7 protein-coding genes are annotated in these 25,049 nt (G+C 58.7%); 1 reads left to right on the top strand and 6 read right to left on the bottom strand.

Translation table 11 applies throughout. The annotated features are described in order from the left end of the window. Positions 1–164: 164 nt before the first annotated feature. The 6 genes from ACXX83_RS19120 to ACXX83_RS19095 all read right to left on the bottom strand — a co-directional run bounded on the left by ACXX83_RS19120 (position 165) and on the right by ACXX83_RS19095 (position 18,216). Positions 165–1,484 (bottom strand): MFS transporter, encoded by a 1,320-nt coding sequence (locus tag ACXX83_RS19120; RefSeq protein WP_007978480.1) that lies wholly within the window; start codon positions 1,482–1,484, stop codon positions 165–167. A gap of 298 nt (positions 1,485–1,782) precedes the next feature. Continuing rightward, positions 1,783–3,117, bottom strand: coding sequence for a two-component system response regulator MifR (gene mifR, locus ACXX83_RS19115; RefSeq protein ID WP_458549351.1), 1,335 nt, complete (start codon positions 3,115–3,117; stop codon positions 1,783–1,785). Next, positions 3,111–4,877, bottom strand: coding sequence for a sensor histidine kinase (locus ACXX83_RS19110; RefSeq protein WP_458549350.1), 1,767 nt, complete (start codon positions 4,875–4,877; stop codon positions 3,111–3,113). Before ACXX83_RS19110 ends, mifR begins: the two co-directional genes overlap by 7 nt. Positions 4,878–5,128: 251 nt before the next feature. After that, positions 5,129–9,778, bottom strand: coding sequence for a SpvB/TcaC N-terminal domain-containing protein (locus ACXX83_RS19105; RefSeq protein WP_458549349.1), 4,650 nt, complete (start codon positions 9,776–9,778; stop codon positions 5,129–5,131). Beyond that, positions 9,775–14,595 (bottom strand): Tc toxin subunit A-related protein, encoded by a 4,821-nt coding sequence (locus tag ACXX83_RS19100; protein ID WP_458549348.1) that lies wholly within the window; start codon positions 14,593–14,595, stop codon positions 9,775–9,777. The genes ACXX83_RS19105 and ACXX83_RS19100 overlap by 4 nt, the downstream gene beginning before the upstream one ends. Positions 14,596–14,604: 9 nt before the next feature. Beyond that, positions 14,605–18,216, bottom strand: coding sequence for a Tc toxin subunit A (locus ACXX83_RS19095; protein ID WP_458549347.1), 3,612 nt, complete (start codon positions 18,214–18,216; stop codon positions 14,605–14,607). Between the two features lie 297 nt (positions 18,217–18,513). On the opposite strand from ACXX83_RS19095, the gene ACXX83_RS19090 reads away from it, so the two are divergent. Beyond that, positions 18,514–25,020 carry an Ig-like domain-containing protein gene (locus ACXX83_RS19090; protein ID WP_458549346.1) on the top strand — a complete coding sequence of 2,169 codons (6,507 nt, stop codon included), beginning with the start codon at positions 18,514–18,516 and terminating at the stop codon, positions 25,018–25,020. Positions 25,021–25,049 lie beyond the last annotated feature (29 nt).

The raw sequence follows: 25,049 nt of genomic DNA, 5'->3' as shown, positions 1-25,049 counted from the left end.
GCAAGCACGCGCCGCGGATTTCCAGTCCGACCTTCCCCCTGTAGGAGCAAGCTCGCTCCCACATTGGACCGCATTCCTCCGAGGGTACGCGGTCAACCTGTGGGAGCGAGCCTGCTCGCGAAGGGGGCTTGGCAGTCACCCTTGCGGTAACTGCCTGACGTCTGTCAGTCAGTGACGATCCGCGAATGTTTGCGGGTGTCTTTCATGGTGATGTACACCAGCAACGACACGGCAATACAGGCGGTCACGTACCAGTAGTAGCCCGTCTCCATGCCGATGCTCTTGAACCACAGTGCGATGTATTCAGCGGTGCCGCCGAAGATCGAAACGGTCAGTGCATACGGCAGGCCTACGCCCAGGGCGCGGATTTCGGTCGGGAACAGTTCGGCTTTTACCACGGCGTTGATCGAGGTGTAGCCGCTGACGATGATCAGCGCCGCCATGATCAGGAAGAACGCGCCCCACCAGGTCGTGATGGTGTGCAGGGTGGTGAGGATCGGCACGGTGAACAGGGTGCCCAGAATGCCGAAGGCAATCAGGATCGGCCGGCGACCGATTTTATCCGACAGCCCGCCGACGATCGGTTGCAGGCACATGAACAGGAACAGCGTGGCGGCGGAAATGGTGGTGGAGTCGGAAATGCTCATGCCGACGGTGTTCACCAGGTATTTCTGCATGTAGGTGGTGTAGGTGTAGAACGCCAGGGTACCGCCCATGGTCAGGCCGACCACGGTCATCAGTTCCTTGGGGTGACGCATCAAGGTGCGCATCGCGCTTTCCTTGGCTTTTTCTTTCTTGGTGAAGGACTCGGTCTCTTCCATGCCGCGACGCAGGTACAACGCCACCACGGCACACAGCGCGCCGATGGCGAACGGGATGCGCCAGCCCCAGGCGTAGAGCTCTTCGGTGGTCAGCAGTTGTTGCAGCACGATCAACACCGCCAGGGCGATGAGCTGGCCGGAGATCAGGGTCACGTACTGGAAGCTGGAGTAGAAGCCGCGACGTTCCTTGGTGGCCATTTCGCTGAGGTAAGTGGCGGAGGTGCCGTATTCGCCACCCACCGACAGGCCTTGCAGCAAGCGCGCGAACACCAGCAGGATCGGCGCACCGATGCCGATGACTTCATAACTCGGGCTCAGGGCGATCAGCAGCGAACCGAAGCACATCAGGTACACCGAGGCCATCAGGGCCTTTTTGCGCCCGACCTTGTCGGCATACAGCCCCATCAGCCAGCCACCGATCGGACGCATCAGGAAGCCCACGGCGAAGATCGCGGCGGTGTTGAGCAACTGGGCGGTGGTGTCACCCTTGGGGAAGAAGGTCTTGGCGAAGTACAGGGAGAAGGCGGCGTAGACGTACCAGTCGTACCACTCGACCATGTTGCCGACGGAACCGCTGAAGATCGATTTGATGCGGCTGGACGTGGTTCTTTCTTTGGCCGGCACGGCAGCCGACCCAAGCGGCAGGGAGTTGGAGTTATCCATTGAAGGATCCTTCGTTTAATTGTTTTTGTGGAGCGCGTTTAAACGCAGCCTGCAGGGGCTATAGCAGGAGCTGTGCCAAGGGGGAGAGGGCCGGTTTAGAGGGGTGGTGGTGTTTTGATGAGCGGAAATCCGCTTGTCTGTGGGTGGTGGTGAGCGGAAAGTTGCTCATCTGGCGGTGTGTTTGTACTGCCTTTGCCGGCCTCTTCGCGAGCAAGCCCGCTCCCACAATGTTCGGCGTACACAGATCCACTGTGGGAGCGAGCTTGCTCGCGATGGGGCCAGGACAGACACTGCAAACTCAGGTCTCTTGCAGGAACATCTCTCTGCTCAACCCATGCCGCTGCATCTTTTCATTGAAGGTCCGCCGCGGCAGTTGCAGTTCTTCGAGCACCGCCTTGACATCACCCTTGTGCCGGGTCAACGCCGCGCGCAGGCACTGTGCTTCAAAGGCTTCCTGCTGCGCCGCCAGTGACTGGCCGGGCTCGATGCCCAAGGGCTCCGGCTCACCGAGCCCCAGTACCTGACGCTCGGCGACGTTCGCCAGTTCGCGCACATTGCCTGGCCAGTCGTGGCTCAGCAGGTGACTCAACTGCGCACCGCTCAACGGTGGAAATTTACGTCCCAGCCGTTCGGCGGCGTTTTGGGCGAAGGATTCGAACAGCAGCGGGATGTCTTCACGGCGTTCGCGCAAGGGCGGCAGTCGTAGTTCTGCGACGTTCAAGCGATAGGCCAGGTCTTCGCGAAAACGTCCGGCCCGCGCTTCGTCGAGCAGGTCCGGTTTGGTCGCGGCAATGATGCGCAAATCCACGCGAATGCTCTGGTTCGAACCCAGTCGCTCAAGCTTCTGCTCTTGCAACACCCGCAGCAATTTCACCTGCTGGGCCAGCGGCATGCTTTCGATTTCATCGAGAAACAGCGTGCCACCGTCGGCGTATTCGAGTTTGCCGATGCGCTTGCCAGACGCCCCGGTGAACGCACCGCTCTCGTGACCGAACAGTTCAGCCTCGAACAGTTGCTCCGGGATGGCCGCGCAATTGAGTGCGACAAAGGGCTTGTCGGCTCGCGACCCGAAGTCATGCAGGCAGCGTGCGACCAGCTCCTTGCCGCTACCGGTTTCCCCGCGAATCAGCACGTTCACCGGCAGGGCTGCCAGGTCCAGCACCTGCCGACGCAGGGTCTGCAAGCCACGGGACACGCCGAGCAGCGTGGCATCGAGTTTGGCGCGGTTGTCTGCCTGCTCGTGCAGTGCGCGGTTTTCCAGCACCAGCCGGCGCTTGTCGAGGGCGCGGCGCAGGCTGCCGAGCAGGGTTTCCGGGCTGAAGGGCTTTTCGAGGAAATCGTAGGCGCCGTCGCGCATGGCCTCGACGGCCATCGGTACGTCGCCGTGGCCGGTCAACAGGATCACCGGCAAATCGGCATCCCGGCGTTGCACCTCGGCCAGCAGTTCCAGGCCAGTCATGCCGGGCATGCGCACATCGCTGAGAATCACCCCGGCAAAATGCTTCGGTAGCTGCGCCAGACACTCGTCGGCGCGGCTGAACAGCTGCACCTCGAAACCCGACAGGCTCAACCATTGCTCGACGGCACTGCGGATGCTGCTTTCGTCGTCCACCACCATCACTGAGTTCAGCATGGTTCATGCACCTCCTGGTCGATGGGCAAGGTCAGGGTAAACACGGCACCTTTGTCATGATTGTCGGCAGTCAGGCGCCCGCCGGATTCGTGGACGATGGCGAACGATACGGCCAAACCGATGCCCAGGCCATCGCCCACCGGTTTGGTGGTGAAGAATGGATCGAACACCTTGGACAGGTTCTCTTCGGCGATACCGCCACCGTTGTCGATCACGCTCAGGCGCCACAATTGTTCGTCGGCTTCGAGGCGGATTTCCAGGCGTTTGCAGGGTTTGTCCTGCATCGCATCGAGGGCGTTGCGCAGCAGGTTGATCAGCACCTGTTCCAGGCGAATCGCATCGCCGCGCACCCAGGCCGGACGGGTCAGGTGCAACACGGTGCTGACCTGTTCGTCGCGCAGCCGGGTGTCGAGCAGTTGCAACGACTGGTCCACCACCGTCGCCAGGTCCAGGCGTTCGCGCAAACCGCTGGGGCTTTTGCGGGCGAAGGTTTTCAGGTGGCCGGTGAGGGCGGCCATGCGCGTGAGCATTTCATCCACCGGTTTGAGCGCCTTGTAGGCGTCGTCGACCCGGCCGTGGTCGAGCAGCAGGCGCAAGGTCGCCAACTGCATGCGCTGGGCGGTGAGCGGCTGGTTGATCTCGTGGGCCAGGGCGGCGGACATCTGCCCCAGCGCCGCGAGTTTGGCCGACTGCACCAGGCCCTCCTGGGCGGTGCGCAGGTCGCGGGTACGCTCTTGCACCAGTTGTTCGAGTTCTTCTCGGCTGCGCTGGCGCAGCTTGGCCATGCGCCAGCGCTGATTGAGAAACAGCAGCAGAAACACCAGGGTCAACCACAAGCCGGCCGCAGCGAGGGCAGCATTGCGGCTGTCTTCGAAGGCGACTTGCGGGCGCCGCAGCAGATGCAGGGTCCAGCCCTCGGCAGTCAGCGGCAGGGACTCCCACAGGTAGTCCGCCTTGCCGTCCGGGCCATTGACCCGGACGAGGTCACTGTTGTCGTCGAAGCGCCGCAATGATTGAAACGCCAGCGGCGTCAGGGGCTGCTTGTCGTATTGGCGGGTGGCCTTGAGTTCGGCGTGATCGCTGTCGCCGAGCGGCTTGAGCAGGCGATAGCGCCAGCCCGGCTGGTTGGCGATGAAGATGATCCCGCGCGCGTCGCTGACCAACAGCGTGTCGCTGCCCTGGCGCCACTCGCGTTCCAGTTCGGGAAATTCCAGTTTCACCACCATGGCGCCGAGGAACTGCCCGTCGTCATCGCTGACCGCGCTGGAGAGGAAGTAGCCGGGAATCCCGCTGGTCACGCCTACCGCGTAAAAACGCCCGGTGCCCTGGGTGCGGGTCTGGTTGAAATAGGGACGGAAACCGTAGTTATGGCCGACATAACTGCTAGGCAAACGCCAGTTGCTCGCCGCCACGGCCAGACCGGTGCGATCGAGCAATTCCAGGGTCGAGGACTCGGCGGCGCCGTTGATCTTTTCCAGTTTGCGGTTCAACGCATCCTGCTGCCCGGGGCTCACCGTCCCCTTGAGTGCCGAGCGCAACTCCGGGTCCAGCGCCAGCACGGCGGGCAGGGCGCGGTAACGTTCGATCAGGGTATGCAGGGACGTGGCATAGAGCGCCAGTTGCTGATTGGCTCGGGCGGCGTCTTCGACCATTGACTGGCGCACGGCGTGGCGCATGGCCAGGGTCGCGGCGATGGCGGCGCCGGCGATGATCAACAGGATGTACAGCGACAAACGCACGTTACGGGAAATCGGCAGCATGCTGGCACAAACAGGTAGAAAGTCGGGCGGGCACGATAGCATGGTGAACCGCCTGAAGAGACAAGGGCTGCAGAAGATCTACGAGCTTGCGTCGGCTACATATAGACGGATGTTCTTTGCGTCACGATTGTAGGGTTTGAAATGGGGCTTTCGACGCAATTGCCTTGGTGCATGTCTACATCCGGAACCGCACCTGCAGCCCCGGCTGTCGATAACCGCTAACCGGGGCGTATGCCGATGAATGTCCGGGTTCAATGCAGTGTCCTGTTGATCCGTCGTGTTTCCTCTACAGGTTTGGGCGGATCAAAATTATCGTTTTCATCGGACTCGATGATGTACCAGGTGCGATAGCGCTTTTCCCGGCGCAACGGTTTTTCTTCGGGCGGAGTGCCCTGCAGCATTTTTTTCGCCAGCACGGTGTGTGTCGGCCGGCCGGCGGCGTCGTAGAACTGCTGGTCGTGATACCCGGCTTCACGTATCGCCTCGTCATTGATGTAGCGGAACGTGTTGGCGAAGTAAGGCCGATAGATGCGCACCGTTTCGCCCTTGTTGTTGTACTCGACCCGCTCGCTGACCCGCCAGCGCCGGGCGGCCTCTGCTTCCTTGGGCCGGCCGTATTTGTCGAGTGTCAGTTGGTCATTCTCCTCCACCCACCACGCCAGGCCGGGTTCGACTTCCTGCTTGGTTTGCAGGGAACGGCCGAAGCCGTCCCAGCAGGCGATGGCCGCGCGGATCTGCAGCTCTGGGTCGCCGGGATAGCGGTCGGCCTGCAAGGTGAGCACATGCACGGGTTCGCGATGAGCATCATTGACGTACCGCTGGAGCAGTTTCTCGTCCGCAGTAGGATCTTCCAACAACCCCTCGAGATGCACCCGCGCCCGGCTGCAGAGATGGCCGTCGGGCAATATGAAACCTTCGCCGCGGGCCCATTCCAGCCAGGAGGCGAGAGCGGCCGGGGGCACTTTGCCCATCCAACTGAAGGGGGCGGAGAAGGTGGCGGTGGCGTAATGACCGATCGCTTTGATCTTGTCGGCAATGGCGCCTGCGGGACTTCGGTCTTCGGGAGGCATGTAATTACGCAGGGAGTGAAAACCGACCTTCTCGCCCAGTTCGGTGCCATAGAAGCTGGTCACCAACACTTCGCCGAACGCGTTGTAGCAGGCCTCCTGGGTGTTTTGATTGGGGTCGAGAATGCCGGCTGGCAGGAACGATCGGTAGTCGACACCGAGGATGCGTGTGGTGCAGCCATCCGGCAGAGTGACGGCGGTGCTCAGGCACCAGTGCTTGTCATACGCGACTGAGGTGATGCCATGGCTCTTGGTCTGCTGGAATTTTTCGACGTTATAGAACCCCGCCAGTTTGTGATACACAGGGAAGTTTTTACGCACTGACCACAGGTAGTTTTTCGCGTCGGTCGGGTCTGCGAGCTCACTGGCAGTAGGCTCCGGCAAGAACAGCTCCATGATGTGATAACCGACTGATTCGAGTTTCTCCTTGAGGTTGAACGGCATGTTGCCATTTTCGTCCTTGAGCTTGTCGAAGGCGCTCAGGGCGGTGGCATCCATTTCGGCGGTTTCCTGATCGCTGGGCAGGGCGGTGAAGATCAGTTTGTCCGGGGGCAGCAGTTCGCCTTTCTCCGGATCCAGATATCGCTGCAGCGCCAAACCGGTCAACACCGCTTTGGCTGCCCAGGCGCCTTTTTCATCGGCCAACTCAAGGAATTTTTCCTGGTAGATGTTGCAGGGCTTGAGTTCGTCCTTTTTCAGCACCAGCGCATTGCTGCGCTGACGATAAGGAATGCCCAGACGCCAGCCATCATAGGCTATCAGGTGGCAATACTCGGCCTTGGTCTCGGTCAGATACCAGCATTGTTGCGCGTCGTCATGGGCGTCCAGCCACCATCTGTTTTCGTAGTCTTCATCGCTTTCGTCGCCAGGTGCGTTGACGGCGAAGGGTGGGCTGTCCTTGTTGGTTTTGCGCCGGGCGTAGTGCACGACGAAACCGTGGATGAGGCCGCCGAACTTGTCCCACTGCAGATTGAGTGTGTGCTGGACCAACGGGTCGTCCGCCACCTGCGGCTCATACTGGTAAGCGATGCTTTCCAACGCCAGTAACTGCAGTACGGGATAGGGGTGATGTTCGCCTTTGGGGCGCAAATGGCGAATGAGGAAACGGTTCTCCTGCACGCTGTAGGGCACAGCCGTTTCGGGATCATCGTCGGCGGCAAAAACCTCCGTACGCAACACCGAGCCGCTGAGGGTTCGGGCCATCTCGCGGGCGAGGTCTTCATCGGGGGCGATCACGCGTCCCGCCGCATCGCTGAGGTGATACTCGTGCAGCAGTGTCGGGCGCAACGCCTTTGCCTCTGCGTCACCGGCGTAATAACCGTCGTCGCGCATGTCGATGGCGCGGCCGGTGTGAAACCAGGTTTTGCTCAGGATCGGCGCGGTGAAACCCGGGCTCGAGCGTTCAGCCGCCGACGCTTCGGTATCGGTTTGCAGCAACAAGCCAAAACCGCGGAACTCTCGCTCGAAACTGTCGTAGAAACCCTGGCGATAGCTGAAGCCCTGGGTCAGTCGGTTGCCGGTGATTTCATCCAGTTGGGTCTGCTGGCTGACCAGGTGCATGGCGAACGGCAGGTGCGAAACCGGGGCTTTGCCGGCGGCGATCAGCTCGGCTTTTTCGTCCAGCCATTCCTGCGCCGAACTGCGGTAACTCACCCCCGTCACGGCGCCCATGTTGTTGTGACTGGCATTGACCAGATAGGGTTTGGCGCTGACGAAATCGTAGCGCCAGTGCTCGGGTTTCATGTGGGGCACGGTGAGGATCAGGCTGGAACAACCCAGTCCGTTGAGGTCGGCGATGCTCACCTGGCAGAAGCGGTCGTAACGCACATCTTTTGGCCATGGCACTTTTACATAATTCTCTTCGAAGCCTTCACCGGCGTGATTCATGTAGACCCGGAAACCGTCGGACTCCAGGTAGATCAGGTCGACCGCGCCCGAGCCGTCCAGGTCCGCCAGCCGCACCCGCGACGAATCGAACTCGGCATATGGGAACTTCAGCTCGCAAAGGACGAAACCCTTGCCGAATTTTCCATGCCCCAGATTCGGCCAGCATTTGACTTCGTTGTGGCGGATGCGAATCAAGTGTTGTGTCGCGCTGCCCAGTGGATCGCTGAAAGCCACCAGTTCGGTCTGGCTACTGCTCAACAGGGGCAGCGAGTCATCGTTGTCGCCCCGAGGGACGTTGGCCCCTTGGCTGAACCCGATTTCACGACGGCTTGAATACAGGCGCACGCTGCGTGGACCGATCAACGCCAGATCCGTCAGACCGTGGCCCACCAGGTCAGCCAATTGCGCATCGGAATGAAAAAACTCCGAGGGGAACGCATCATAGCCCACGAAGTTCGACCAGCTTCGGTCCGGATTGAGGGTGAAGAACCCGGACATGCCGGGCCGGGCGATCACCCAGTCGAGCTTGCCGTCGCCGGTCAGGTCGCTCAATGACTGGCGAATCGGTTTGCTGCTATCGGCCACGGGAATGCCGGGCAACAACGCCCAGTCGCCGTAGATCACTTCATTGCCGCCACTGTCGGCACGCTGCGGTTCGCGGTAGTACCAGGCCTTGTCACTGCGCATCAGCACGCCCGGAATGCCTTCGCCATACAAGTCCACCAGTTGATAACGCTGGCCGTCATTGAGCCCCGGCATCTGGGGGAACTCGCTGTAACCTTCGCGCTGCGGATCGAGGTCAAACGGGTTGTAGAAAAACTCCATGGGCGGGCGACTTTCCACCTGCCCCTGATTGTCATAGGCCTGGATGTGCGCGGCGGTCAGATGGTTGTAGCCCAGCGCGCTCGGGCGATATTCGAGCAGCAGGCGCTGGACCAGCACCGGATCGTCACCCAGCTCTTCGGTGAATTGATGAAACATCAGGACCTGACGGCACAGGCGCCGGGAACCCAATTCGAAACCGTAGGCGTAGTTCCAGAACGGGTCCTTACGCGGTGCCCCCCAATCGCCGCGCTCTATTCCAGGCAGATCGTAAATCGGCACTTGCGTCAGGTCGGCACTGCGTTCGCCGTAATCGAACAGCAGGTGAAAGTGCCAGTCCGCGTCTTTCCAGCCATCGGCTTTCCATGCGTACAGGTTGGCGTTGGCCTGAGCGTTGCCGTACAGGACCCGACGTAGATAACGCTGGGCGCGGTAGTCACGAAACTGCGGTGCGACCGGTGCTTCGACTTCCCTCTGGTACAGGTACACCACATGTTCACCGCGCAGGTTCAGGCTTTCATCGATCAGCCACACACCAACGTGGAATTTGTCATTCGGATCGGCCCGCCGTGATGCATCGGTTTTGCCGTAGCAGTGCAGGCTGCCGTCGGCGCCATGGATCAGCCAGAAGCCGGCGGGGTTGTCCTCGTCGTCGACTTTGGTCCAGTGCTCAATCAGATCAAACCCGCCTTCCACCCGCGGCCAATATCGCACGACGCGGTGCTCGCCGAGGTTTTTGGCGTCGTTGTACTCACTCACTAATCTGGAAATGATCTGGCCATCGTCACTTCTCTCGGGCATCCACACGTCACCGCCGGGGCCGACCACCTGATCGTTGCCTTCATACTTCGGCACGCCTTTGGTGGTGCGCAGGGTGATGGCGTTGGTGGTCAGGCGCCAGCCGATGCCGAACGGACTGTTGCCGACATCGCTGCTGTAACCCAGGCCCAGGGCCGGGACCATGTCGCGGTTGGGGGCCTTGCTGATCGGCAGGGGTAACTCCAGCGATGCGGCACCGGTGGTGCCCACGCCGCCCCAGCCTTTGCCGATGCTCTGGATGGCACCGCCGCCTTTGGGCAAGGAGGGCGCATTGATTTCCAGGGGGGATTGCATTTGTTCGTTCATTGCAAGCCTCCGGTGGATCTGGCGGTGTAGGAGATATGAACGATGATGTCGGTCAGAGATTTGAGCATGGCCTTCTGCACATCCCGATTGGGGAAGGTCAGGGTCCAGCGTGAAACCGCCCCGGTGTATTCGAATGGCAGATAGCGCTCGTCCTGAAAATTGAGCTGGAACTGACCGTTGTCATCGACGCCGTGGGAGAGGGCAATCTGCTGGCTGGCTCTGAGGTTCTCCTTGACGTTGCCGGCCGTGGCGGACATTTCCACCTTGCTGGAGCTCTGGCTCAGGACGGCGCGGATGTCTTCATAGGGCCCAACGGTGACGGGCAGGGACACGCTGATGGTTTTGATGCGCCGCAGGTAGTGGTTCTGTCCGGCGTAATCGTCGTCGAACATTTTCTGTGTCAATTCGAATTCGCAGGTGCCAGTGTTTGTCAGATCATCCGTGATCTCCTTCCAGCTCTTGTTGATCGTCGATGCGAGGTCTTTCTCTTTCAGGTCTTTCAACGAAATGGTTTTACGGATCTCCAGGTCGCGTTTGTTGTTTTGCACGTATTCACGGTACATCTGCTGCAGGCCCATTTTCAGCTCTTCCCCGGCACCCAGGCCGCGGTAACTGCTGTTCCATGCCCCGGGACGAATAAAGGTCTGGGTGAAATCGCCCATTTCATACTGCCAACAGGCTTCGGCAGCCTGGCACAGGGACTGCGCGGTGTTGAAGGCGGTGTAGTAGAAGCTGGCGAACTTGCTGTTGAGCCAGTCGTAGGTCTGGGACTTGCTGAAGCGGTTGCTGCTCAGCAGGAAGTCGTGAGTGGCCTTGGCCTGGTTCAGTGCGGTTTGCGCCTGGCGCAGTTGCAGTTGAGTGGCGACGTGTTGTGCCTCATAGACCTCAAGTTGGGCCTTGATGTGCTCGGCTTCGAGTTTTGCCTGGTCGCGGGCCTGGGTCCACTCCTGGGTGCGGCGACGATATTGCTCGTACAGAGCGATGGCTTCGGCCGCCCCATGCTGAGCGGTTGCCGAAGCTTGTAGCAAGTGCATCGGGGCTTGGAAACCACCTTCCATGCGATGGCCGCCGACTGCCATCCCGAAAATATTCGGCGCTATTTTGACGGTTTCCGCATAGAACCCCAGCATACCCATACTGATTTCCGCAACACGACCACCCAGGTGTAAGGACCCTGCTAAAATCTCTCCGACACTAACGCCGTCATTCACCAACTTTTCGTAATATTTCAGCCGTCCTTGAACAATGTCTTGACTGGCCAGCAGCGCCTTTTTATTGGCCTCGTCAATCTTCCCGGCCTGCACTTGTATATCCACCGCCACCTTCGCCAGGTTCCAGGCTTGTTGCTGTTGCAGTTCCAGGTATTGCGCCTGCTCTTTGCGCTCGATCAACGACAACAAGGTCGAGCCGAATTGCATCACGCTGTCCACCGCATTCTGTGCAAGGGCAAACATGAAACTGAAGCGGTAGTGCGGAATTTGCGGGCTCAGCAGACGGTTGAGCGCCGCGCCGGACAGCCCTTGACCCCACGCGGCCAGCAGCGCCCGTGGGTCCAGCGGTGGCGCAAACAGCGGCAGGTTCAAGGCATTGCCCGCTATGTCAAGGTTGTGCCGCAGGTTGTACAGCCGGCTTTCGACCCGCTCCCAGCGCTGGATCAGCTCGGGGTTGAAGGGGCGACGCAAATACGGGTTGTCGACACCGGGCACCGAGGGATCGGCTGTGTATGGCCGCAAGCACAGCAGTGGAGCAGCCTCTGAGGCCGGGGCTTTACCAATCCGTAGCGGCGGGTGGACTGCAAGTTGCTGTTGAGCGTCGAACAGCTGTTGCTCGAACTCGCGCAACTCCGGGTTTTTCGCCGTACTCAGTTCCTCCAGACTGACCGGCTCCCAGTCGTCGGTTTGCTTGACGTCCGGACGCGGGCCCAGCAAATCCAGGATGTGGACATAACGCAGCTTGGCTTCTGCCAGCCCGTCCGGGGTCAGTTCCCGGTAGGCTGCGTCTGCCTGGTTGCTCTCGATATCGATATAGAGGCCGTATAGCGCCTTGCGAAAATGCACCGGGAAACTCAGCGCAATCTGATGCGGATCGTCCGGGTACAGAATAGCCTGGCTGGGGTCCGCCGGGCCTGGCCACACAGGCTCTTCAAGTGGCACCGAGCGCCAGTAGACCGAATGTCCGCTTTGGTCCGAGGGATCGAACACATACGCCAGCCAGCGCTTGGCTTCTTCGTATTGTTGTTCTTCATTGAGCCGGTAAGCCACCAGCCAGGGCAGATACAGGAACAGTTCGAGGAAGTACAGGTAGTAAGCGCCGGAGAAATCCATCGGCTCCGCGCCGAGCTTATTGGGAATGGGCGGCTCTTTCATGTGTTGGGTTTTCCGGCTCAGCAGAGACTCCATGCCGTCTTCGGCAAGATTGATCAGATGCCTGGCAAAGGTGGTGTTCATGCGAATGGGTGCCCGTTTCACCCACGTGGAGTCGTCAGCGTATTGAATTTTTGATCCGGTGAAGTCGATGAACTGAGCCTGGCCTAGAGAGGGGGTGTCTCCGATGGGAACATCTATCAGGCTGTTGACGCTCGGCGCTATTTGCAGACTTTGGGCTAGCGCTTCTCCCCAGCCGATAGTGAGTGCCTTCAGGGCACCGCCAACGAGTTTGTAATTGAACAAATTCCGCTCATAAACCAACACTCCGTAAACAAGCGGTATTGTCGGATTGCCCTCGGGCCATTCGACTGGCCAGCCATCGGGTCGATGGGTTTTCTGATCGATCGAGAATGAGTAAGTGATCTGTGCATCTTGGGCGAGACTTGCGGCCATGGGGGAATCAAATAGCGGACGTATTTGCTCGAGCTTTTCAGGTTGTTCGTTTTCCACATCATAGGGGTGAGCAATAAAAAGCTTGTAGTGGTAGGGGCCGGAGATAGTGGTGTTTAACTGGCGATGAAGAAATAATGTTTTCCATCCATCTGCATAGCGTCTGCATTCCGTAAGGTAAACCAGTTCCGGTGCTTCAAAAAGAGCATCAAACATATCTTTGTAGAGGCGTTTCCCCTTAAGAGAAGCTTCTCCACCTCTTGGGGTCGGCGGCAACGCGAATGTATCACCTCCGCCAGTGCTTTCTATGATGAGATTTTTTTGACCAACACTGTTTGTGAAAGAATACGTAGCATTTGTCTGATTCAGCCAGTCAGTTTCAACAGGCTTGATTTTCGAACCTTCCAGCAGAGTATAACGGCGATCATGATAGCTGGATTCACTGAATACCAAGGTTAACTCAAACAGCACAAGGTCTGAGTTGCCTCTGTCATGGATGAAAATTCTTACAGTTTTCTCGTTGTTAAACCCATTGTTTAAAGTCGTTGTCAGTTCAATGTTCGAGTTTTCTCTATCGTAAACAACCTTGGCGGTATCGATTCGCGCCTGCCAATCGCGAAAGTTCCATGTATTTGGTTCTTTCTTTGGTTCAAGATGAGTTATGGTGCCGAAATCTGGTGTGCCTGTTGGAAGCCAGTATTGAAACCGGCCTTTGTTGATGTGGGCGAAGATGCGCCCGATCAATTGCACATGTCCTTGGCTGGGGTCCGCACTGAGCGCGTTAGAGGCAGTTACTGTACCGGACTCGGGAAACAGCGAAGTCACATTGAAGTTCTTGTCGATTCGTACCGTTCTCAGGAAATCATATTTGTCATCTTTCCCGGTTTCTGGATCTTCATCCTCTGGTTCCGGGCCAGCCTGGTAGTTGGAGTACAGCATCAACACCATCGATTCGGGCGACGTCGAGTTGTCATACACCGCGATAGTCTGTGTTTCCCTTTCAATTTCCTCTGGCGTTTTGGCGATCAGGGCAGGGGGCAGGCAATAGTTTTCGATGTAGATCCGAGGCGTACTCCAGCTGTCATCGTACTTTTTGTAGCTCCCGTACAAACGGAACAAGGGATGAGTCTTGACACTGTTTTGCGCATTTCCTCCAAAAGAGTCCGGTGAAAGGGCATCGGGATCCTGATACTCCACTTCCGCCCAGACCACGAACAGCCGATTGTTGAACCAGCAGGGGCGGATCGTGTGCTCCAGGGCTTTGTCCGAAATCGGCACGTTGGCTCTGCTCCAGTCCGTCCAGGCACTGGGCAGGGGTTTGTCGTATTTGTGCGGGAAACGGTCATCTTCAATCGCGGGTGTTTTCTGTGGCCGTTGAGACATGTCCAGTGCACGCCAGTACCAGGCGTTTTCGGCAGGTGACTTGGCGATGAAGTAATAGGTGCTGTTGGCGAAGTATTCTCCGTGTATGTAGCCATTGCAGATTTTCAGGTTGGCCACTTCCTCGAAGCGTGCCAGATAGGCCAGTACCGCGGCCTGCACGGTATCGGGCTGGATCTGCGCCTGGTTGATGTCGTTTTCCAGTTGCTCGAAGCTGTCGGTCTTGGTCAGCCGCAGGGTCGGGTCCAGGTAAATATCCGGGAAGTGGTGCAACTGCTGCAGAGCCGCCCAGATCGGATAGCGGTTCAAACCGTCTTGCCAGGTCTTGACTTGTGCGCTTGTCAGGCTCGTGTGCTCGTAGCCGGGTTCCATGTTCAGCAGGGTGCCGTTGATCAGCTGTTGCAGGCTGGCAATGGCGCAGGCGACCGGGCTGGTGGGCACGTTCTGGCTGATCAGCACATCCAGCAACCAATACTCATACAGATCGTTCGGGGTCTTGATGCGGTCCACCAGGCCGTAGTCGATCATGGTCTGATTCTTGGGCACGGCTTCGTGCAAATACAGCGCAAGCATCGCGTCACGCAAGAACTCATTGAGGGGGGCATCGAAGGCAATGGTCATGTTTGCTCCTTAAACACTGGCGGGCGCTGAATCGGCAGGGGTGTGGGCGGCCATGACGGCGTCACCGACGGTTTTCCAATCGTTGAGGGTGCTTTGGTGGTTGAGTGCGGTGGCCAGCAGCAGTGATCTGGCGGACAGTCCGCTGGCGATGCAGGTCGCCTGGCAGCGGCGAACCCAGTCCACCTGTGCCATCGAGCAGGCCCGGGCATTAGGCAGGGTGCTGGTTAGCTGTTGCACTTCTTTTTCAGACCAGCCCAGCAATCGGGCCAATGCGGCATTGGCGGTTTCGTTGGCTGCTTGACGCAGCGCCTTGGTTTTCAGTTGGGCGCTGCCGGGGTTGGCCAGCCTGAAATAGCTCAGCAGGCTGTCCTGCGGCCGCTGTTGGTCATTCAGCCAGTGGCTGAAGCGCTCCAGCAGGTAAAGGTCTGGGAGCGTTGATTTGCTGTTGCTGAGCGGGTAGTCCCCCAGCCACTGGGGGTTGAGCAAAAACACACGCAGCACGTCGTTGCTCAATCGTAGATGCACAGCGATTTCTGCATGGCGACAGATGCGCTGGAAGTCCGTGATCAGTTGGGCGCTGGGTTCTTGCCCGGCATCGAGTGCGGTTTGAAGGAAGGCATATACGGAGTGAAAGGCCCAATACATGACCGCGACCGTTCGGTCCGACGGCAATTGCGCGGTTTCCTGGAACAGTGCTTCGAGCAACTGTGTTTGCCGGTCATGGGCATCGAGCAACAGCGTGATCAGTTGCTCCTTGCAGCGCTGCTTGACCGTTGGGTCCAACCTTATGCCGGCAAGCATCTGGTCAAGGTCAGTGCCCAGCCACGTGAGTGGCTCATCGACCAGGGTCAGATCGTTGTCCAGTCCGGGCAACAGGCCCTGCTCATCCAGCAGTTTCTGGCTGATCAGACGTTCGAACCACTCGATTTTCACCGGCTTGCCGTTGCCAGTGTCCTCATAAAGCGGCAGCTCCAGGGCCTCGACTTGCTGCCGGTCGACCACGTTGCGGCCAATGTCCTGGTTTAGCCGAATCAGACGCGCACGCAAGTCATCACTCAAGGGTTCGTGTACAAATGCTTTGGTTGACGGATCGTCTTGCAAGTCTTCGGTTTTCAACAGGGGAATATCCGGCCCCAGGCGCTGTTGCAATTGCGCGATCGTCTGCTGGCTGTCCTTGAGCCAATCGATGGCCCAGGCCAGTTGCATCAGCACATCGAGGATATCTGGGGTTTGCGGCGATGTGCGCGGGCTCAGTCGGCCGCTGGCCAGCGCAGTCTTGTATCGCTGGCCGCCGAGCAGGGTTGCCAGTGTCAGCAGGTCGGCCACCGAGAGGCCGAAGAGTTGGGCGATGCGCGCCTGGCGGAACAGCGAGGAGACGGTCGGCAGGTCGCGTTTGAGCGTGTTGTTCTGCAGCTGCATGGTCTGTCTGGCGATCAGCAGCAAGGAGTCTTCGGTCGGTTGCAAGCCCAGGCCAGCGCACAGTTGCAGCAGGGTTTTCTGGTTGGCGGGCGTGGGGCCGGTCAAGGTGAAGCTGGCTTGATCAAGGACCAGTGGCGTGTCGAACAATTGCATCCGGTTGAACACCTGGTCGAACAGGGGCAACTCGTCCTTGCTGGTGGTATAGGGCGTGAGGTCGTGCATCAGTGCCGCAAATTCCTGCGGGTCAATGCCATGGCGCCGGTTCAGGTAGCGATACACCCCCAGGGCACGCAAGGTATTTTCGTTGAGTTCCATGCCCAGGTTGTTTTCGCCTTCGGCGCGAATCGCGCAGATGATCAGGGTGTCGAGCTTGGCGAAGGGTATGCCGGTCCAGCGCTGCAAGCGGATCATGCGTTGCAGGCGGTCGTAACGGTTGAGGGAGGTTTTGCTCAGGCGCCAGGTTTTTCTGTCGCCGGTTTTGACGTATTCGAGGTCCATGGCGTTGTCGAATTTATCGCGCCGGATGGATGCGGCGGTGGGCGGTATTTCGCTGTCGTAGCGACCTGCTCCTGTGCCATTGACGTAACAGGCGCCGTAGTGGCTGGGATACGGGAATTTGATAACGGAGTTATTGGCTTGCAGATTTTTGCTCGGGCAGTTGGGCGATAGCCTTACCGCGTAGGTGCGGCGCGAGAGCAGCATCTCGACCTGCTCGGCGTGCAGCCCGGTGTGTTGCATGAAGGTATTCAGGTCGTCGAGGAACCCGGTGTCGGGTGTGGAGATTTCAGTGCCGTAGGCTTTTTTGAAGTAGGCCTGTTCTGCGGCTGTCAGTTGGTATTGCTCGTCCAGGGTAAGGGTAAAACGCCTTCTGAGCAGTTTCGTCCAGGCACTTGTAGAGCCGGTGGCAATGTTCAGGTCGAAGCTGACGGTGTAGCCCGCTATGGTGGGAACCGGGATTAGCGCGGCGGCAACGATGCGGGCACAAATGGTTGCTGATGAGGCCGCCTGCATGGAGTTCGGTCGATAGGTGTTGGTGTTTATAGCCGAGCCGTTGCTCAGCCTCAGCGTCATGGTGAGTGGTGGGGGGAGAGGGGGGGGGCCGACCTGCACCTTAATGCGAAAGGTCATGGGGACCGAGGTGGTCCCGCCAGCGGTTGTGATTGGGTTGCTGGCGGGGGGATTGGCGGTGTCAATATCCGCTTGCCCTGTGGGCAACAAGTAACAGGTCGTCATCGCAGCGTGCGGGCTCAGTTGAGCACTGCCATCGCTTTGCCAGCCGTTAGGCAAATTGTTCAGGTCACCACGGCTCAAGTAAAAATCACTGTAGGGCGACGGCTCGATAAGCAAGCACTGTTGCTCCGGGCTCAACCCGGTCAACAGTCGTTGTGCCTGCAATGTCGGATGCTGTACGGCGCCGTAACGGTTCATGGCGTCCTGATCGATGGGCAGCCACACACTGGCCCGATAATTCAGCTCTCCCAGTTCCGGACTTTTACCGGACAAACCCAACTGGCATTGATGGTGATAAAAGTTGTAGGGCAACTGGAAGGGGTAGTGACGCTCGGTCAGCACCTGGTGAATGGGCTTGTTCCTGTCTGCCGCAATACCTTGCAGGTAAGTCTTCAGGTTGCGGTCCAGTGTATCGTTGACGATCTTCAGCATCGGCCGCGGCTTGAAGGTGCTCTCCTGGCTGATCAACAGGTCCTTCAGGTCGGGGCGACGCTTGTCCAGCAAGATCCGTTTGGGGTCCGCGGGCTGAAGGGTTTCCAGTTCGCGGACAAACGCCATCAACGCACTCAGGTAGGCCACCGGTGAATCGACCGCGGCCAGGGCCCCGACCTTGCAGAATTCATCCCAGTTTTCTTTGAACAGGTTGGGGAAGGTCGGGCCCAGCTGTGTGAGGGAGCGTACCCCGCTGCGTTCGGCCAGCACCTGGAATTTGCCGGAGGACGTCTTGTACTCGCGGTAAAGGCGCGCCAGCAGGCTGGCATAGCCCATGGCGTTGTCATAGGCCAACCCGGCGTCGACGTCGCAGAGCACGGCCAGTTGCCGAGCGAAGTCGGACTTGTTCAGGCGGACGATATCGAAGACTGAGGTAAAGCCCATTTCCAGCATGGCCGCTTTGAAGGTGAGCTTGCCTTTGTTCGGTGCCAGGTCGGTGTTGACCAGGGCGTTTATCAATTGAGGGTGTTCGGCAGCCATTTAACTGACTCCTGCGAGGTTGGCGGCGACGGAGCGGCCGGGCAGGATTACGCTAGCGACAAAAAGTGGCCGTGTAACCTGTCAGATCTGACAGGTTGTGCTGGATTTACTAGAAAGAATTGAAACTGCTCAGTGGTTTTTTTATTACTTTTGGTCCAGCAAATCTGATTGTCCTTGCGTATCGGACTGCACCACTGATCGGGACTGTCAGATATGACAGGTGTTTGTCGCGTGTAATTATGGATAGAAATGGCGCTTTCGAAGCGGCAACAATGCCGGGTATGGAGCGCTGATATCGTGAAAGACATTACAGGCGTCACAGAAATTGCAGGTACTACAGACCAAACCGATGCGCTGGAGGGAACCGTCGAGCCATATTTTATCAATTGGCCTGCTCCCAGCGTTTCCCAGCCCAAACAAGGTGACACGGTGCGCCGTGGTTTTGTGGTTGTGGCCGCGGGGTCGGCGGGTTTTATTCCCGTTGAATGGTGGAATTTATTTATCAGTTTTCATGGTAAGAACAGGAGACTCCATTACAAGCCGTCATTCGAAAATTATTGGCATCTAGGAGGGATCTGGACTTCTGAGCTCCAATTCAGGGTACCTGTCAATGCCGTTCCAAAGACAGACGACTTTTACCTCGAGCTAGAGTTTAAGGCGGGAATTTACAGCGACTCGAGGTGGGTTCGTAACCTCAAGATGCAGGGATTGCCCAGACCGTCGATCACCGATCCGGGCACGGTATGGGTTTCGCGCCCCACCATCAGCGGGACGGGTGTTGCGGGCTCGACGGTCAATCTGTTTCAAGCCCTCCCGGGCGTCCTTATCATGGTCACCACCACCACCGTGCAGTCGGACGGGACATGGAGTGTAAGGTTGCCCCGACCGTTGTTGATGACCGAACTTTTCTGGCTGACGGCCTCGCAAACCTTGCACGGAGAAACATCCTTAAGGGCTGCTTCCGTCGGTTTTGCGGTGTTGTTTGAGCCCGCGATAACCGCAATGACGGTCTCTGCCGATGGCAAGCCTACCATCAGCGGCATAGGAGGGTTAGCGGGCGCGGACCTGCAAATCTGGAAAGAAGGGGGTTTCGAAGGGGTCCAGCTGAGCACTAAGGTCCGGCCTGATGGCAGTTGGTCGGTTACCGCCACTACCGCCTGGGCCGTTGGTACACACCGCATCACTGCAAGGCAACTCGGCCCGTTATCCGGGGCGGAATCCGATTGGGCGGCTGTCAAAGTGCTCACGATCAAACCGGCACCACCGGTAGTAAACAACCCGGGCTTTGTCAAAACGGCTCGGCCAACCATCACCGGTAAAGGTGCTCCCAACGCCACGGTCCGCTTGTATCAGCACAATTTCCCTTCGAATCTGATTGCAACCATTCCGGTACCGCGTAACGGTGAATGGAGTTTCCCGCTGACACGGGATTTGTGGATGGCTGATCCCTTATCAATCAATTCGAATCAGACCTTGAACGAGGTTGAATCAGAGTGGGGCACTCCTTTCAGTTTTACAGTTTTATTTGCGTTGACGATCGAAACCATCAGCGTCTCTCATGATTTCAAACCGACTATTAGCGGCTACGGGGGGCTTGCGGGGGCCAAGGTTGAAATCTGGCGGAAAGGGGGAGTGGAAGGCGTACTGCTAACCGGGACCGTTAAACCAAATGGTCGCTGGACGGTTAGCTCATCCACGGCGTGGGCGTTAGGCGCTCACTGCGTCACCGCAAGGCAGGTAGGGAAAAACCCTCAGCACCAGTCCGACTATGCCGCGCATGTGGGCTTTAGCGTCCAACCGGGCAAGCCGACGATCAGACCCCTGTCCGGCCCGGTCTTTCCAACACAGGTGCTGACCATTGAGCGCGTGCACACCGGCGCTGTCACCCTGAGGCTGGTTGACGTTGACTCAGGCCTCCCGATCGCCGGTAACTTCAGTGGTGCTGGAAGCAGTCGTCAGTTCGCGCCTGATCAACACTGGCGACTGGGCACCCGCCGGGTCAAGGTATTGCAGACGGTCAATAACGTGGCGTCTGAAGACAGCGATGTATTGGCATTCAACGTGGTGCTTTCTTCCACACTTGTCCGCACGCCGGGAGAGAATGGCTTCCTGGAGTCGGGCGGCGTGTTTTCGGGGACGCGGGGCTGGGCCGGGCCTGGGTCCAGGGTGGTCCTGTATCCGCTTGCCGGCAACAACGAAGTGGCTTCGGCGGTACCGCTGGGCAGTGGCGACTGGACGTCCACGCCGCTCTCGTTAGCCCCGGGTGCACATACACTGCGGGTGTTTGTCAAAGTAGGCGATCAGCTTTCCGAGGCGCAGGTTCGATCCTTCAGAATCAGGCCCCCTCGTCTTGCGATCTCGCCAGTGTCCGAGCCCCTCGACGCGAGGCAAGCGCTGGAGATTACCGGTGTGTATTCCGGTGCCGTCACCTTTAAGCTGCTCAAGGCCGATAACAGCACGGTTGCCGGCAGTTTCAGCGGCAGTGGCGGTAGTCGCAGGTTCATTCCCACGCAAGACTGGTTGCCGGGGGAGCACAAGGTCCGGGCCGTGCAGGTGGTCAACAGCGTGGAATCTACCCCGAGCCTGCAATTGACGTTTAAAGCCAGGCCTCCACTACCCGGCATTGATGTGCCTGCGGAGGAGTCCCTGCAGCCCGCCGATTTCCAGATGAGTGGCACCTGCAGTGCGGGAGCCACGGTTTGTGTGTTGAATACCGATGGTAATGTCGTGGTTCAGGCACAGGTAACCGGTAACCGTTGGACGGCGAACTATGATTGGCAAAGGCCGGGCCGGACCGAAAAACGCGTGATGCAAGCCGTCAACCATGTTGATTCCTATCCAACAGCCCCCCGCGTGTTCTATATCAAGCCGAACACTCCATCGATCATGCCTCCCGTTAATCCAGCCGCGCCGCGTGAAGTGTTGAGCATTGTCGGCGTCTTCACACCCGGCACCGTCGAATTGAGGCTGATTGACGATAGCAATAAAGAGATAGCAGGTGATTTCACTGGCATCGGCACTAGCCGTCTGTTTACTCCGAAGCAGGACTGGCCGCTGGGCGCGAGCACGGTCCGTGTGGTGCAGCGTGTGAACGACGTGGATTCTGATCCAAGCCCCCCACGAGTGGTCTGTATCCAGTTGTTGAAACTGACGATTCTGACGCCGCCGGCTTTCGGCGAACCGGCACAGCAACTGAATATTGTCGGGGTGCATGAAGCGTTCTCGGAATTGCGCATGTACAGTCAGGGTGGGCGGGTTTCCGGGAGCTTCAGCGGAGCTGTTGGCGCTTACGTTTTTGCTCCCGATCAGGACTGGGTGCCAGGCACCAATACCGTCTGGGCGACTCAGGTCGTCAACGATAGGGAGTCCGAGCCAAGCGATCCGTGCAGCTTTATCGCCAAGCCCGCTGCGCCGAGTTTTAAGGTGCCAAGCAGTGGAGCCAGCTATGGCGCTGGTTTTGAAATGAGTGGTGCGTGTTTACCCGGGGCAACGATTTATTTGCGTAACCTGGATGGCACCACCCTGGATTGTTGGTCGGGCGATGGCGACGAGTGGGCGGCACCTTTCGTTGGGGATGTGCCGGGCTTCAAACAAAAACAGTTGACGCAAATCGTCAATGGCATTGAATCGGATCCGTCTCCCGTGCGTGATTTTTATATCCGGCCGCGTTCTCTGACGATCATGGGGCCGGACTCTATTAGCGTCGACCCGGGGAAGGTGCTGGAAATCACGGGTGTCTATTCTGATGCTGCCGTATTGAAGTTACTCAGAGGAGGTCTCAAAGAAGTTGCCGGCAGCTTCAGTGGCACAGGAGAGCGCCGTACCTTTACCCCCGCCAATAATCAATGGGTGCCGGGAGGTTACTCACTCACGGCGGTGCAGGAGGTGAATGGGGCTGTGTCGACCGAAAGCCCTCGGCTCTGGATGGTGGTAAGTCCTTACCCACCGGTGATTGAGGCGCCCGAGGAGCAATCCCGGCAGTCCGCCGATGTTCAGTTCAGTGGCACCTGCCATGTTGGCGTACGGGTCTACCTGCTGGATAAAGAGGGTAACACCCTGGTCGAAGGGCAGGTCACGGGTAACACCTGGACGGCGTCTTACCATTGGCAGGAGCCGGGCCATACCCAGGTCATGGCCAAGCAACTCTTGATCAGCAACAACGCTTCGTCCTCGCCAAGCCCTCTGCGTGCTTTCTATGTCAAGCCCGCCACTCCGTCGATTCTGCCGCCCACCGAACCGGTGACGCCGTGGCAGCCGTTGACAATAAACGACGTTTACCCCGGTGCCGTCACGCTGACCGTGTTCGACGAGGCGGGCACACCTGTGGCTGGCAGCTTTACCGATGGTGGGTCTACTCGCCAGTTCATACCTGACAGCAACTGGGCAAGCGAAAACCGCTTGCATGTGGTGCAGACCGTCAACGACGCAGTGTCCGATCCCAGCGAACCCTGTACGTTTTCCGTGAGGCTGTCGGCACCGGTCATCGAGTATCCGCAGCATGATCAGGTGATCGATATCGCGCAGCAGTTTACTGGCAGTGCAGAGTGGCTTGGCCCAGGGGCTAATGTGGGTTTGTATGATTCGCTGTCAGGCAATATGTTGGCCATTACGCATGTGTTTATTGGCGGAAGTTGGGAGACACCCAGTGCGTTGCCTCTTGGTCCGGGTTCCCACGAGGTCCTGGCGCGGGTCCACCTGGAAGGCCTGGTTTCCCCGAACGCCCGTCGTGCGTTCAAGATCAGGCCGCCCAAGCCTGTGATCATTCCACCTGAAAGCCCGGTCGAGCGGCTGCAGCCATTGAACATTACCGGCGTTTATTCGGCCTTGGCGACCTTGAATGTATTCGATGGCGCAGGCCGTCCGGTTGCCGGTGCGGTGGTCGGCAGTGGCGAAGACTATGCCTTTACCCCGGATCTGGAATGGGCTTACGGCGAGCACAGGATCAGCGTCACGCAGGTGGTGGAGGGCGTCGAATCTGTTCCAAGCGAGGTCTGTGTATTCACGGTGGAAGAGGAGGCCATACCCGAGGCGCCGCACTTCGAGCTGCCGCTGTCGGGTTCGTCTACGCCTTCGCGCCCGGTGGTCAAGGTGATCGGACTGCCCCAGGCCTTGATCAGCGTGCGGATTGCGCAAGGGGACGTGTTGCACAGTCAAGCGGCGGATGCCGACGGTGTGCTGGAGTTCATCGTCGCCGATCGCTTGTCCCCCGGCCCCGTTTCTCTGGAGGTCAAGCAGCAAGCCGATGGTCCTGAATCGGATTGGAGCGAACCCCATGACTTCATCGTGCTACCCCGGCCCAAGACCCCCACTATCATTACACCGACCCCAGACAGCCGGGTCTCTACCCTGCCGTCGTTCACGGGCGATGGTACAACCGGCGGATATATCGAGCTGCGTCGGACAGACGATCTGACCAACCTGCTCACCTCAATCCGGGGCGTGCGTCGGTGGAACTGGACCGCTGTCACGCCATGGACCCCGGGTAATTATGACGTGCAGGTACGGCAGGTGGATCGCGGCGATGACTCCGACTGGTCAGCGTGCCGAAGCTTCGAGGTGGTCAATGCCCGTTTGGAGATCGCTGAGGTCGAGCCTGTGCTGGCCCAGCCGGTCGTCAAAGAGCACGAGAGCGTGTTGTTGCGCATGCAGGTCGTGACTGCCGAGACCTGGGAGGGACACGCGGGGCTTGAAGTGCGCTGGTTCATTGACGGGCAGCAAGACATCCAGGCGGTCACACAGACCGATGAGCACGGCTGGGCGGAGTACCGCTATACACCGGAGACGGTGGGCGTGCACCAGGTCCTGGCCGATGTTTCCCACGAGAATGAGGGGGTCATCACCCACGGGGCGTTTGAAGTGACCGCGCTTGTAGAAAATACCTGGATGCGCGACTTCACGCTGTACCTCGATGGCCAACAAGTTGACCCGGGTAAAGGACAATTGTCGATACGACGCGGCATGGCCCATGAGCTGGAGCTCAGAGTCAACGCTGCCAGCAGGGCGATCGGTACCACGGTCACCCTGGACGATCTGGCGAATGCCGTGTCGCAGGGCTTGCGGTTTGCTCCGGATCTGGGCGTGGCACAGACGATCGGGAGTGATGGCGTACGGTGGTCCATTACCACCCTCTTGGGCGAAGAAGGCAATTTCGGCTTGAAGCTGAGCAGCCCGAACCTGCCGGACTGGTATGTGCCGGGGCATTTGATATCGGATGACCTGGTCGACGAAGTGGAGGTGCTTTTCGATACCCTGCCCATCAAGGCATTGGACGAAACGTTGTATCCCTGCCATGGCGCCAGGCACAGCATTACCCTGCGCCCCAAACCAGGCAGCCAGATCGTGGGTCAGGACGTGACCCTGGAGTGGCTGGGGGAAGACGCCCAAGAGCTCAACATCACCTTGAGCCCCGCTGGCGATGTTCCACAAAGGATGGATCTCGATGGCGTGACCTGGACGCTCGATTGCAGCGAAAGCAGTCGCGATGCGTTGTTTGCCTTGCGGCTGAAGATCGCGAAATGGGGCTTCACTTCCAGAGGGTTGTCGTTGTCGCTGGGGAATAACAAGGTCAGGTTCTCGGAGAGCGTGGGACCTATCGAGCTTGGAGGATCTGCGCCGTACTTTAGGTACAGTGTTCGTGCAGCCTCGGTATTTACCGGTCAGCCCGCAGGACGGGTAAACGTCATCGAGGTGAAAAACTACGTTGAGCGCATTCGCACTACCGAATCGAGCGGCTGGGTCACCATGTACTATTACCCGGATCAAACCGGGAGTTTCAAAACACGCAATCCCTATGACGGCAGTTGATTCAAGGCAAACAACGCTGCACTCATTAG

The organism is Pseudomonas sp. GNP012, assembly GCF_054343835.1.
The sequence above is the reverse complement of the archived record's forward strand: the minus strand, read 5'-3'. Positions and strand labels throughout refer to the sequence as shown.